This window comes from Pseudomonas sp. Tav-5-1A (assembly GCF_055755055.1).
The window spans coordinates 3,839,324-3,852,289 of record NZ_CM146901.1; the positions used below are offsets into that span (position 1 = coordinate 3,839,324).

General features: G+C 68.5%; 9 protein-coding genes. 4 read left to right on the forward strand and 5 right to left on the reverse strand.

Annotated features, from left to right (window positions below; translation table 11 throughout):
* The first annotated feature begins 104 nt into the window (after window positions 1-104).
* From AC0J42_RS17435 to AC0J42_RS17450, 4 genes are all read left to right on the forward strand, one after another.
* Window positions 105-914, forward strand: a complete 810-nt coding sequence (locus AC0J42_RS17435; protein WP_473002676.1) for a gamma-glutamyl-gamma-aminobutyrate hydrolase family protein — start codon at window positions 105-107, stop codon at window positions 912-914.
* Window positions 915-1,138: 224 nt separating this feature from the next.
* Window positions 1,139-2,512 (forward strand): DHA2 family efflux MFS transporter permease subunit, encoded by a 1,374-nt coding sequence (locus AC0J42_RS17440; protein ID WP_416424819.1) that lies wholly within the window; start codon window positions 1,139-1,141, stop codon window positions 2,510-2,512.
* Window positions 2,513-2,576: 64 nt separating this feature from the next.
* Window positions 2,577-3,161 (forward strand): plasmid pRiA4b ORF-3 family protein, encoded by a 585-nt coding sequence (locus tag AC0J42_RS17445; RefSeq protein WP_416424820.1) that lies wholly within the window; start codon window positions 2,577-2,579, stop codon window positions 3,159-3,161.
* A 110-nt stretch (window positions 3,162-3,271) separates the two neighbouring features.
* Window positions 3,272-4,891 carry an ArnT family glycosyltransferase gene (locus AC0J42_RS17450; protein ID WP_473002678.1) on the forward strand — a complete coding sequence of 540 codons (1,620 nt, stop codon included), beginning with the start codon at window positions 3,272-3,274 and terminating at the stop codon, window positions 4,889-4,891.
* A gap of 59 nt (window positions 4,892-4,950) precedes the next feature.
* On the opposite strand, the gene fabV is transcribed toward AC0J42_RS17450, so the two are convergent.
* The 5 genes from fabV to AC0J42_RS17475 all read right to left on the reverse strand — a co-directional run bounded on the left by fabV (window position 4,951) and on the right by AC0J42_RS17475 (window position 12,867).
* A complete protein-coding gene (gene fabV, locus AC0J42_RS17455; protein ID WP_416424822.1) occupies window positions 4,951-6,147 on the reverse strand; it encodes an enoyl-ACP reductase FabV in 1,197 nt (398 codons plus the stop codon).
* A gap of 222 nt (window positions 6,148-6,369) precedes the next feature.
* Window positions 6,370-8,994: an MMPL family transporter gene (locus AC0J42_RS17460; RefSeq protein ID WP_473002680.1), complete on the reverse strand. Its 2,625-nt coding sequence runs from the start codon at window positions 8,992-8,994 to the stop codon at window positions 6,370-6,372.
* A gap of 5 nt (window positions 8,995-8,999) precedes the next feature.
* Window positions 9,000-9,722 (reverse strand): phosphorylase family protein, encoded by a 723-nt coding sequence (locus tag AC0J42_RS17465; protein WP_473002681.1) that lies wholly within the window; start codon window positions 9,720-9,722, stop codon window positions 9,000-9,002.
* A gap of 23 nt (window positions 9,723-9,745) precedes the next feature.
* Window positions 9,746-11,722: a squalene--hopene cyclase gene (shc, locus tag AC0J42_RS17470; protein WP_473002682.1), complete on the reverse strand. Its 1,977-nt coding sequence runs from the start codon at window positions 11,720-11,722 to the stop codon at window positions 9,746-9,748.
* A complete protein-coding gene (locus tag AC0J42_RS17475) occupies window positions 11,719-12,867 on the reverse strand; it encodes a phytoene/squalene synthase family protein (RefSeq protein WP_473002683.1) in 1,149 nt (382 codons plus the stop codon). Before AC0J42_RS17475 ends, shc begins: the two co-directional genes overlap by 4 nt.
* Between the last annotated feature and the right edge of the window lie 99 nt (window positions 12,868-12,966).

Sequence of the window (12,966 nt, forward strand, 5' to 3'; positions counted from 1 at the left end):
ATTTTGTCGCACAGCCGGCAGTGCTCGGAGCCTCAGGTAGCGCCTGTTTCATCCGCGGCGCGCCTGCACAAAAACGATAGGCCGTGCCTGTCCCAAGGTGATATATGTCCAACAGCAACATTGGCAATAACAAACAAAAATTCCGCAAACCCGTCGTCCTCATGTCCATGGGTGCCCAGGAACGCAAAGGGCACGACTACCAGGTCATGACCCACAAATACATCGTCCCTATCGTCGACCACGCCGGCTGCGTGCCCGTGCTGGTGCCCACCTGCTGCGGCACCGACGACCTGGAGCAGTACCTGGACATGGCCGACGGCGTGTACCTGACCGGCGCCGGCAGCAACATCGACCCGTCGCTGTACGGCCAGGACAACCAGACCCCCGGCAAGGCCCAGGACCGCGACCGCGACCTGTTCGACCTGCCGCTGGTGCGTGCCGCCCTGGCCCGTGGCCTGCCGATCTTCGGCATCTGCCGCGGCATGCAGGAGATCAACGTGGCGCTGGGCGGCGACATGTACCAGAAGGTCTATGCCGAGCCCGGCTTCAACGACCACCGCGAAAACAGCGAAGACCCGGTCGAGGTGCAGTACGCCCCGGCGCACAGCGTGCAGGTCACCGCCAACAGCTGGCTGCACTCGCTGCTGGGCACCGACTCGATCCGCGTCAACTCGCTGCACGGCCAGGGCCTGAAAACCCTGGGCAAGGGCCTGGAAGCCATCGCCCGCGCCGAAGACGGCCTGGTGGAAGCCATTCACGGCCCGAGCCTGTCGTCGTTCCTGTTCGCGGTGCAATGGCACCCCGAGTGGCAAGCCGCGAAGAACCCCGATTCGGTGAAAATCTTCGAAGCCTTCGGCCAGGCCTGCCGCCGCCAGGTGCAGAAGAAGGCCGGCGCCTACGGCAGCGCCGCCTGATCAAGGGCAACACCACCCCGCAGGAGCCGGCCTTGGCCGCGATGCAAGCGCCGCGGCGTACCAGACGCGGCGCCATCGCGCCCAAGGCCGCTGCTGCGGGGCCTCACGCAATACCGTTTTCCTCCTCGCCCGGCCTCTGCGTCGGGCTTTTTTCATCTGCGGCGCTTTGACGCACCCCCTCCCCGCCCGGTACATTTGCCTGCATTCGCGACGTGGAGCTCGACATGCCTGGTTCAGCAAGAAACACCGCGCTACTGTGGATCGTGGCCTCGGGTTTCTTCATGCAGACCCTCGACACCACCATCGTCAACACCGCCCTGCCCTCCATGGCCAACGCCCTGGGTGAACAGCCGCTGGACATGCTGCCGGTGGTGGTGGCGTATTCGCTGACCATGGCCATGCTCACCCCCGCCTCCGGCTGGCTGGCCGACCGTTTCGGCACGCGGCGCATCTACTTCCTGGCCATCCTGCTGTTCGTCATCGGCTCGGTGCTGTGCGCCGCCTCGCAAAGCCTTCCCGAACTGGTCACCGCCCGCGTGGTGCAAGGCATCGGCGGCTCCATGCTGCTGCCCATCGGCCGCCTGGCGGTGCTGCGCAGTGTCACCGGCGAGCAGTACATCGCCGCCCTGGCCATGGTTTCGGTGGCCGGCCAGGTGGGCCCGCTGATCGGCCCGGTGCTGGGCGGCTGGATCTCCCAGAGCCTGGCCTGGAACTGGATTTTCCTGATCAACATACCCATCGGCGTGCTGGGCATGGTGGCGGTACGGCGCTTCCTCACGGATGACGCCCTGACCCAGCCGCCGCCCTTCGACTTCGTCGGCTGCGGCCTGCTGTCGTTATGCATGGCGGCGTTCTCGCTGGCCCTGGACGTGCCCGGCGACCGTCACCAGGGCCTGCTCAGCGCCGTGCTGTTTGGCGTCGCCCTGGCCGCGGCGCTGTGCTACATCCCCCACGCCCGCAGGCGGCAGAACCCGCTGTTCTCCCTGGCGCTGTTCGGCCAGCGCAATTTCAGCGTCGGCCTGGTCGGTAACCTGTTGTGCCGCATCGGCTCCGGCGCCGTGCCTTTCCTGCTGCCGCTGCTGATGCAACTGCAACTGGGCTATTCGCCGCTGCACTCGGGCCTGATGCTGCTGCCGGCGGCGGTGGGCGGCATTCTTTCCAAGCGCTACGTGGTGCCGCTGGTGCAGCATTTCGGCTACAACCGCTTCCTGCTGGTGAACACCGTGCTGGTGGGCGCCAGCATCGCCTCGTTCGGGCTGATCTCCCCCGGCTGGCCGCTGGCCCTGGAAATTCTGCAGATCGGCATATTCGGCGCCAGCAACTCCATGCAGTTCGCCGCCATGAACAGCGTCACCCTCAAGGGCCTGGGCGCCCGCGACGCCGGCAGCGGCAACAGCCTGTTCTCCATGGTGCAGATCTTGGCCATCGGCCTGGGGGTGATCATCGGCGGTGGGGTGGTCAACCTGCTGTCGGCCAGCGCCGGCGAGGCAGCCATGGCTTACCGCTGGGCGTTCATCGTCACCGGGCTGTTCACCCTGGCCTCCGGGCTGATTTTCCGCGCGCTGGAAACCGAGCGACAGCTGGCACCCTCGCGGTAACCGCCCCGTCGTGTTTATTGCGTAGACTCAGGAGACCCGCCCACGCCCCCGAGGGTCGCCGCCCATGCCCAAGACCCGCGTCCCCGCCCTGTTGCTGCGCATCGAACTGGCCGACATAGAACCGGTGATCTGGCGCCACCTGCTGGTGCCCCCCGGCATTACCCTGCCGCACCTGCACCAGGCGCTGCAGGCCGCCCTGGGCTGGCACGACATGCACCTGCACGAGTTCCACATCCAGGGCGCCACCTACGGCGTGCCGGACACTGACGGCCCGCCGCTGAACGACGAAGCCGGCGTGACGCTGGCCCATGCCTTGGGCACCGCCAGCACCTTCAGCTACGTGTATGACATGGGCGACGAATGGGAACACCAGATCAGCGTCATGCCGTACCTGCCCAGCAACCCACCGGCCGAACTGCCGCGCTGCCTGGACGGCGCCAACGCCGGGCCTCCCGAGGACGCCGGCGGCCCCGGCGGCTACAGCCAGTTCGTCGAGGCCATGGCCGACCCGCTGCACCCCGAGCACGAGGCCATGCTGGACTGGCACGGCCAGCCCTTCGATGCCAGCACCTGGGACATCGACCGGGTCAACAAGCGCCTCAAGCGCCTGCGCCACACCTGGGACCGCGATGACTTGAACGAACGCTGAACAGAGCAACACTTTCATGCCACGACCACCCCGCCACGACACTCCTTTCACAACTACGTAAAAGGAAATGGCTAGCATCGCCGGGACTTGATCGAGCGTATGGATTAAAGATGGATCACGCCCCCCGCATTCGGCTGCACGCACTACTGATTTTCTTCGTTGCCCTGGCGCTGTTCAGCCTGGGCATCTGGAACGAGCAACCCCAGGGCTTCGACGGCCGCTGGGCGCTGTTCCTGCAGGAGATGTTCCGCCACGGGCCCAGCCTGTTCCCCACCACCTACGGCCAGCCCTACGCCGACTACCCCGGCACGGCCACCTTCATGAGCTACCTGTGCGCGCGGCTGTTCGGCGCACCCAACCACCTGGCCAACGTGCTGCCCACCGCCATTGCCTCGGCCGGCGTGTTGGCCCTGCTGTACCGCCTGCTGGCGCCGTCCAGCCGTGCCTGGGGCCTGCTGGCGGTGCTGCTGACCGCGCTCACCACCCAGTGGCTGGAGAAGTCGCGCTCGGTGTGCCTGGACCAGATGAGCGCACTGCTGTGCCTGGCCTGCTTCTACCTGCTGCACCGCAGCGAGGCGCTCGGCTCGCGGGTGCTGCGCTGGTCGGTGTTCCCGTTGTTCGCACTGGGCTTCGCCATTCGCGGGCCCCTGGGGCTAGTGGAAGTGTGCGGCGTGGCCTGCACCTATTGGGCCCTGGGCGTGGCGCCCGACCGTGCCGCAGCCGTGCTGCGCATCAAGCGCGTGCTCGGCTATGGCGTGGTCGGCCTGCTGCTGATGGGCGGTGGCTGGTGGCTGCTGATGGAACTGGCGCGCATCGCCGGCGGCGACAGCTTCGCCCAGGACGTGCGCAACATGCAGGTGGGCGGCCGCCTGGATGAAAGCGGCAAGCCGTTCTTCTTCTACTTCCAGCTGAGCCTGTACCGCTACTTCCCGGTGGTGCCACTGGCCCTGGCCACGCTGATTGCCCTGCGCCACCGCTGGAGCACCCGCGGCCAGGACGCCGACGTGCAACTGGCCATCCGCCTGGGCGCCTGCGGCCTGATGATTCTGCTGGGGCTGTCGGTGCCGCACTTCAAGCGCGCCTACTACGTGCTGCCGATGGTGCCGCTGTTCGCCGCCGTCGCCGCCTACGGCCTGCTCAATGCCCAGGGCTGGCTGGCGCGGGTGGGTCGCGCCTACCAGTGGCTGGTGGCCGTGCTGCCGGGGCTGGGCATCATCATCGTGTTCACCTGCCACCACCTGTGGCGCAAGCATGACTACTGGCCGGACGTGTCGCTGTTCCTGCTGGTCGGCGGCCTGGTGCTGCTGCAGTTCGCCGCCCTGTGGGCCTGGTGCAGCAGTGCCGAACGCGCGCGGCGCCTGGTGCTGCTGAGCCTGGTGGCACTGGCTGCGCAATGGTGGCTGCTGGTGAAGATGGTGGAGCCCGAGCAGGACCGCCAGTTCGACACGCAAACCTTCGTGCAGCACGTGGAAGGCCTGCGCGCGGCCAACCCGGGCACCCTGGTGTTCGTCAACCTGGGCCGCGACACCTGGGCGGTGCGCTACATGATGAACCTGGACCATGACGAGGTGCCGACGCCGCTGTTCGTCGACGCCGTGGACCCGGCCAAACTGCCGCACCCGGCCTGGGTGATCGTGGCGCGCAGCGAGCGTAATTTGGTGCCGGGCCTTGAGCCTGTGTACAGCGGCAAGCTCAACGGCAATGCGCTGCTGGTGTTCCAGGTCCCATAAACACCAAAATCCCCCCATAAAAAAACGGGGCGCTTCAAGCGCCCCGTTTTTTCATTCCATCAACCCTGGATCAGGTTGGGAATATCGACCTTCGGGTTCACGTCGGCGTCGTAGTCGACACCGGCGATCTCGAAGCCGAACAAGCGCAGGAACTCATGCTTGTAACCGGCGAAGTCGGTCAGGTCGCTGAGGTTCTCGGTGGTCACTTCGTTCCACAGCGCCTCAACCTTGGCCTGTACTTCCGGGGCCAGCTCCTTGTAGTCGGCGCGCAGGCGGCCGTCGGCGTCCAGGATAGGCTGGGCGTTGTACAGGCTGTCCTTGAACAGGCCGTAGACCTGCTCGATGCAGCCTTCGTGGGTGCCCTGCTCTTTCATCACCTTGAACAGCAGCGACAGGTACAGCGGCATGATCGGGATGGCCGAGCTGGCCTGGGTAACCACGGCCTTGAGCACCGACACGCGCGCGTCGCCGCCCAGCGGGGCGAGGTTCTCGCGGATGTTCAGGACTTTCTTGTCCAGGTCCTTCTTGGCTTCGCCAATCGAACCGTTCCAGTAGATGTCGTGGGTCAGCTTCTCGCCCAGGTAGGTGAACGCGGTGGTCTTGGCGCCTTCGGCCAGTACACCGGCTTCCTGCAGCGCGTCCATCCACATCTTCCAGTCTTCACCGCCCATGACGGCCACGGTGCCGTCGATCTCGGCCTGGGAAGCGGGTTCCAGGGTGGTCTCTTCGACGGTGCCCTTGTCAGTGTTGACGCCGCGCTGGGTCACGGACTTGCCCAGTGGCTTGAGGGTCGAGCTCAGCAGTTCGCCGGTCTTGGGGTGCAGGCGGCGCGGGGCAGCCAGGCTGTAGACCACCAGGTCGATCTTGCCCAGGTCCTGCTTGATGGCCTCGATGGTCTGGCGCTTGATCTCGTCGGAGAACGCGTCGCCGTTGATGCTCTTGGCGTACAGGCCTTCGGCCTCGGCAAACTTGTGGAAGGCCGCGGTGTTGTACCAGCCGGCGGTGCCAGCCTTCTTCTCGTCACCTTCGCGCTCGAAGAACACGCCCAGGGTCTTGGCACCGCAACCGAAGGCGGCGCTGATGCGCGCGGCCAGGCCGTAGCCGGTGGAAGCACCCAGCACCAGCACATTCTTCGGGCCATCGCTGATGGCGCCGTGCTGCTTCACGTAGTCGATCTGTTCCTTGACGTTCGCTTCGCAGCCAGTGGGATGTGTGGTCACGCAGACGAAGCCGCGAACGCGTGGTTTGATGATCATGTATAGAGCTCCCTATGCGGTGTGCTGTGGGCCAGTGTCGCGCCCATGTCTGTTTCATAGACGCCCGTAACGGCTGCGCGTCACGGGCAATGACGACAAATATGAAGTGGGCGCATTGTAAACGGATTTTCCTGCCGTGCGCGCCACCCTCCACAACCGCCACGACGATCGCCGTAGCCGCTGCCGCCAGGCTGCGCTGGCCAGCCAGTACACGGAACATCTTCAGCGTGGTTCAGGGCCAGCGCAGCCTTCGGCAGCGGCTACGGTCCGTGTCGCCACGGGGGAATACAGCAGCGCCGGAAGGAAGGCGAACGTCGACACCAGCACCGCCGCCAGGCTCAGCAACAGCAGCAGGCCCATGCTGGCCGTGCCCGGGTGCCGGGCGATGGCCAGGCTGCCGAAGGCGGTGCCGGTGGTCAGCGCCGAGAACAGCACCGCCCGCGCCGTGGGCGAGCCCAGGCACTGGCGCTGGCCGGCGCGGGCGTTCATCACGAAGTAGATGTTGAACGACACGCCCACCCCCAGCAGCAACGGCAGGGCAATGATGTTGGCGAAGTTCAGCGACATGCCCAGCAGCCGCGCGAACAGCGCCGTGAGCAGCGCCGACATCAGCAGCGTGGCCAGCACCAGCACCATGTCGCGCAGCCGCCGCAACACCAGCACCAGCACCACGGCGATGGCCAGGGTGGCGTACAGCGCCGCCTGTTCGAACGCCTGCAGAATCGTGTCGGCGGCCTGCACCGTGTCCAGCGCGGCCCCCACCGCCTGCGGCGCGACCTTCTGCACGCTGGCCACAAAGCGCCGCAAGCCCTCGGTGCTCTGGGCCTGGGCGCCGGGGGTGACCTGCACGCGCACCTGGCCATCGGCGGTGAACCAGTCGCGCCGCAACCCTTCGGGCAGGCCCTCGGCGCTGATGGGCTGCGCCGCCAGCGAATCGGCCAGGCGCTTGAAGGTCACCGGCAGGAACTGCGCCAGCGCCTGGTTGGCCAGCAGCAAGGCACTGTCCGGGCCCCGGGCCAGGCCGTCGAGCGCCGCGCTGATGCGCGCCAGCGGCGTGCCGGGTGGCACCTGGGCGCCAAGGCCGGCAATGGCCGCATGGGTGTACGCCGCCGCCTCGCGCAGTTGCGCCGCAGTGGGTGCAGGCAGGGCCTGGCGCGGTTCGAGCACGCCGTACATCAGGTCCAGCGCCTGGCGAATCTGGTCCAGTTGCTGGGTCTGGTTCAAGGGCACGAAATCGGCCCCCGAGACCACCTGCGCCACGTCGGGCAAGGCGTTCAGGCGGGCACTGAGGATGCGCGCGCTGTCCAGGTCCGGGGCCAGCACGTTGAGGGTGAAGGGGTTGGTGTTGGGGTCGTCCATCAGGCCGGTGAGCGTCAGCATGGCCTCGGTGTCGGCGCGCTTGGTGTGCAGCGGGTTGGCGTCGAAGGGCAGGCTGAGGGCGCTGTACAGGCCGGCCACGGCCAGCAGCCCGAACACCCCCAGCACCGGCCAGCGCCGCCGCGCCAGCCAGGCATCACCGCGGTGCCCGCCGGGCAGGCCGGTTTCGCCGGCGCTGGCACGGCGGCTGCGCGGCAGCAGGCCGAGCAACGCCGGCAGCACGGTCAGGGTGCAGGCCAGGGCCAGCAGCATGCCGACCCCGGCGATGCTGCCCAGCTCGGCCATGCCGCTGAACGAAGTGGGCGCGAACGCCAGGAAGCCGCAGGCGGTGGCCAGGGCCGCCAGGCCGATCTGCCCACCCACCTCCAGCCCGGTCAGCCGCAGGCTGGCCGCAAGGCTTTGCCCGGGCTGCTCCAGCGCCCGCAGGCGCACGCCGAACTGGATGCCGAAATCCACCGCCAGGCCAATGAACAGCACCGCAAAGGCCACCGACACCAGGTTCAAACGCCCCACCGCCAACGCCGCGTAGCCCAGGGTGTAGACCAGCCCCAGCACCAGGGTCAACAGCACCGCCAGCACGGTCTGCCAGGTGCGCAGCGCCAGCACCAGCAGCACGATCACCAGCAGGCCACCGCCCAAGGCGATGGGCACTGCGCGGTCGCTCAGCGACTCGAATTCCTCGTCCGCCAGCGGCACCGAGCCGGTGTAGTTGACCTGCACCCGCCCGGCCTTGACCTCGGGCAGCGCGGCGGCCAGTTGCAGCAATGCGGCCGTGGCCGCCTGCCCGGGCTCCAGCGCCTCGTGGTCAAGCACCGGTTGCAGCAGAATCAGTTGCAGCCCACCGCTGCGCCCGGCCAGCTGCGGGGTGAGCAGCGCCTGCCAGGACAACGGCGCCGGGCGCCCGGCCTGGGCCTGCTCGAAGGTGTCGGCGACCCGGCCCAGGGCAACGTTGTAGGGCACCAGGTCCATACCCATGCTCACGCCCTCCACCAGCCGGTCCAGGGCCTTGAGCAGCCCGCGGGCGCTGGGGTCGGCGGCCAGCGGGTCGAGCAGCTGGCCGCCCTGGGTCATGCTGTCGATGACGCTGTAGAGCTCGTCGGGGGGCAGCAGCATCAGCCCCTCGCGGTCGAAGAAGGTGCTGATGCCCGGCGTCGACACCTCGCGGAAATGCGCGTTGTCCGCCGCCAGTTGCCCCGCCAGGGTGACCGCCGCGTCGTGGGCCTCCTCGTCGCTGGGCGCGCAGATGACCACCACCAGAGTGTCGCTGAACTGCGGAAACTGCCGGGCGAACGCCTGGCTCTGCTGGCGCCAGGGCAGGTCATCGGCAAACAGGTGGTCGGCGTCGGTGTCCATGCTCAGCCGGTGGCTGGCGGCCTGCAGGCTCAGCAGCGCCAACAGCGCGGCGACCACCAACACCGTCCAGGGCCGGCGGGCGCAGTGGTGGACCAGGGTGGCGATGAGCTGATGCACGCCCCTCATGAGACCCGCGGCCGCTGGCCCTGGCCCACCACCGCCCCCAGGCAGGGGGCGGCGCGGGCGGCAGTGCGCAGCGCCTTCAAGGCCTTGCCCATGCGCCGCGCCAGGCCCGGCAGGCGCAGCAGCAACCAGGGCCGGCGCAGCAACGCCCGCACCAACGCCAGCGGCCGCGCCTGGCCCCAGGGGTCGATGGCCCCTTGCAGCGCCGGCGGCAGGCGGTCGTCGACTTCATCGACAATGGCCCGCAGCGCCAGGAACGGCAAGCCACGCTCGCGGGCCACGGCGGCCACGGCGGCGCTCTCAAGGTCCACCGCGGCGCACAGGTACAGCTGCCCGGCGGCGCGCTTGGCGGCGCCGTCGCTCAAGGTCTGGCCGAGGCTGGCCAGGGCCTGGTCGTAGCGCACCGCCACCCCGGCCGTGGTCAGGCGCTGGCACAGACGCTCGCTCCACGACGGGTCGCAGGCAAACAGGTAGCCCTGTTCGTCCACCACGTGCGAGGGGCACAGCAACACGCCGCTGCGCAACGAGTCGTCCAGCGCCCCGGCCACGCCGAAACTGGCCAGGGCCTGCACGCCGCTGTCGGCCAGGGCACGGGCGCCCTGCCCGGCCGCTGCCTGGCCCATGCCGGCCAGCCACAGGCGGCCGCCATCGGGTAGATCCAGCACGCGCCCCGGCAGCGTCGCGGCGTTGGCCAAGGCCTGGGCCTCGGCTTGCAAGGCCACCACTATGCCAACGGCGCTGGGCCTCACACTGCCACCCTAGAGCGTGCCACCCTCGGGCGCGCGCGCAGTTCACGGTAGCGGGCCAGGGCATACAGCGGGAAGTACGCCGCGTAACCGTGGTATTTCAGGTAATACACCCGCGGGAAGCCGGGCGCGTTGTGCGCCGGGTCCGACCACAGGCCGTCGGCCTGCTGGTGCGCCTGCAGCCAGGCGACGCCCCGCTGCGCCGCTGCCCCGTCCACCTCGCCCAGGGCCAGCAGCGCCAGCACCGCCCAGGCGGTGGAATGCGGCGTGCTGAGGCCGCCGTTGGTGCCGGCCAGCATCGGGTCGATGTAGCTGTCATTGGTTTCGCCCCAGCCACCGTCGCGGTGCTGGCGGCTGCGCAGCCATTCCACCGCCCGGCGCAGGTACGGCTGCTGCGGGTCTTCGCCGGCCAGCACCAGCCCCGACACGGTGCTCCAGGTGCCATAGATGTAGTTGCTGCCCCAGCGCCCCCACCAGCTGCCGTCCGCGCGCTGGGCGTCGCGCAGGTAGGCCACGCAGCGGCGCGTGGCGGCGCCGTGGTCGCCCAGCACGCCCAGGCAGGCGGCCACGCGGCCACTGACGTCCTCGGTGGGCGGGTCGAGCAAGGCGCCGTGGTCGGCGAAGGGAATGGCGTTGAGGTAGTAGCAGGTGTTGTCGGCGTCGAAGGCGCCAAAGCCGCCGTTGCGCGACTGCAGCGCCAGCATCCACTCACGGGCGCGCTGCACGCTGGGGCCATGGGCGCCGGGGCTGTCGAAGCGCCGGTCGAGCAGCTGCAACAGCGCTGCCACCAGCGCAGTGTCATCGATGTCCGGGTAATAGGCATTGAGGTACTGGAACGCCCAGCCACCGGGCCGGACGTGGGCGGCGTTCACCGCCCAGTCGCCCTTGAACTCAAGCTCCTGGCGCGCCACCAGCCAGTCGCGGGCCTGCTGCAACGCCGGGTCGACCTTGCCCGGGTCGCCGCTGTGCAGCAGGGCCATCATGCTCCAGCCGGTGTCCCACACCGGCGACATGCACGGCTGGCAGTAGGTGCTGCCGTCGTCGCGCTCCACCAGCAGGCGGTCCAGCGCGCGCTTGCAGGTCAGCCGCAACGGGTGGTCCTTGGCGTAGCCCAGCAGGCCCAGGGCCTCGTAGGCGTTGACCATGGGCGGGAAAATCGCGCCCATGCCGTCCTCGCCGTTCAGGCGCGCCACGAACCAATCCCTGGCGCGGTCCAGTGCGCGTTGGCGCAAACCTCGCGGAATCAGCCGCTCAAGGCCACGGCCGACCTTGTCCAGGCCCAGGAACAGCACCTTGAGCAGGCTGTCGCGCAGGAAGTAATCGCGCTCCTGCTCGGGCGGCGTGACGAACAGCTCGCGAATATCCACCTGGTGCGGGTTGGCCGCCCTGGCCTTCAGCGAGCACAGCACGGTGAGCGGCACCAGGGTGGTGCGCGCCCAGTAGGCGATCTTGTCGATATGGATCGGCGCCCAGCGCGGCAGCAGGATCAGCTCCACCGGCACCCAGGGCACGGCGCGCCACGGCACCTGCTCGAACATGGCCAGCAGGATGCGCGTGAACACGTTGCTCTTCGCCGCGCCGCCCAGCGCCAGCAGCGCCTCGCGGGCCTGGCGCATGTGCGGTGCCTGGGGCGAATCACCGGCGGCCTTCAGGGCGTAATAGGCCTTCACCGTGCAGGAAATGTCCAGCGCGCCACCGGTGTACTGGGCCCAGCCACCGTGGCCGTCGCGCACCTGGATCTGCCGCAGGTACACCGCCATGCGCGCCTGCAGGGCCGTGTCGATGTCGTCGGTGAAGTGCATCATCAGGATGTATTCGGCGGTGATGGTGCAGTCCGATTCCAGCTCGAAGCACCAGTGGCCGTCGGCCCGCTGGCGCTTGAGCAGGGCCTCGCGGGCGCGCTCGATGGCCGGGTCCAGCGCCAGGGTCGGCTCGGGGGCCAGGCCGGCGCCCAGCAGCATGCTGTCGTCCATCATGGGCGCAGGTCCACCTGTTCGGCCACCAGCACCGGTTCCATGGAATAGGCGATGGCGCTCTTGGGCCACAGCGGTGCGCTCCACTCACTGGCCAGCGGCGTCAACGGCAGGCCGCGCGCCGCCGTGGCGAACAGCCAGCCAAGGCCGGCATTGGAGTTGCCGCTCAGGCGCGTCAGGGTCAGGGTGCAGGCCACCGCGCGACGGGAAATCTTCACCTGGGCGCCGTGGCAGAAGTCCAGGTTCTGCTGCAGCTTGCGCAAGGTCAGCACCGCCAGGCCAATGCTCCACAGGCAGAAGCGCCGGAAGCCACCATGGCGCACCGGGATCATCAGCGTGTACTCCAGCGCCCGCCGCAGGTGCGCGTGGGCCACCCCGATCAACTCGGCCATGGCCCCGGCGTAGTTGCCCTCGTGGGCGCCGGCGTGCAGGGACTGTAATTGCACCTGGTAGCGGCTGAACACGTCCTGGGGCAACCAGCACACGCCGTGCTCGTGGTCTTCCCATTGGTCCTTGAGGATGTTGGTCATCTGCAGCCCCTGGCCGAACGACACCGCCAGGCGCATCAGGTTGTCGCGCTGGGCGCGCAACTGCGGGTCGTGGTCCAGCAGCAGCTCGGTGAGCATCTCGCCCACCACGCCGGCCACGCAGTAGCAGTAGCAATCCAGGTCACGCAGGGTGTCCAGGCCATGGCGGCCCACCGTGCGCTGAAAGTCGTGCATGCCGTGGGACATGATGGTCAGGCACTTGAGGATGGCCTCGCGTTGCGGCGACGTGAGGCTGTGGGTCACCTGCAGCACCAGCGGCAACTGCCCCACCAGTTCGCGCTCGGCCGCCGAGGTCTCCTGGGAGAACAACGGCGCCACTTCGGCGGCGAACGCCTTGGGGTCGATGCGCCCGGTCACCGCATCGATGAAGCCGTCCTCGAAGCGGCGCTTCTGCTGGGCGTCGAACACCGGCTCGTCTTCGATGGTGTCGGCCACCCGGCACAGCAGGTAGGCATTGGTCACAGCCCGGCGCAAGCTGGGCGGCAACTGCGGAATGGTCAACGCAAAGGTGCGCGACACCTTGGGCAGTATCGCGTCCTGGTATTCATCGGCGGTGGGGGTCACGGAACCCTCAACCTCACGCGGCTCGAACATGGGCATGCCGGGGCCTTCCTTTTTTGGGGACGGTCAGAAATGGCTCAGTGTTCGGGGTGGCACGGCAGGGCTGCGTCTGTCGCGCGGCACCTGGGCTCAACCCTC

Excerpts from the sequence above, each read along its gene's own strand:
- AC0J42_RS17435 (WP_473002676.1), top strand. The coding sequence starts at position 105 with ATGTCCAACAGCAACATTGGCAATAACAAACAAAAATTCCGCAAACCC.
- AC0J42_RS17440 (WP_416424819.1), top strand. The coding sequence starts at position 1,139 with ATGCCTGGTTCAGCAAGAAACACCGCGCTACTGTGGATCGTGGCCTCG.
- AC0J42_RS17445 (WP_416424820.1), top strand. The coding sequence starts at position 2,577 with ATGCCCAAGACCCGCGTCCCCGCCCTGTTGCTGCGCATCGAACTGGCC.
- AC0J42_RS17450 (WP_473002678.1), top strand. The coding sequence starts at position 3,272 with ATGGATCACGCCCCCCGCATTCGGCTGCACGCACTACTGATTTTCTTC.
- fabV (WP_416424822.1), bottom strand. The coding sequence starts at position 6,147 with ATGATCATCAAACCACGCGTTCGCGGCTTCGTCTGCGTGACCACACAT.
- shc (WP_473002682.1), bottom strand. The coding sequence starts at position 11,722 with ATGATGGACGACAGCATGCTGCTGGGCGCCGGCCTGGCCCCCGAGCCG.
- AC0J42_RS17475 (WP_473002683.1), bottom strand. The coding sequence starts at position 12,867 with ATGCCCATGTTCGAGCCGCGTGAGGTTGAGGGTTCCGTGACCCCCACC.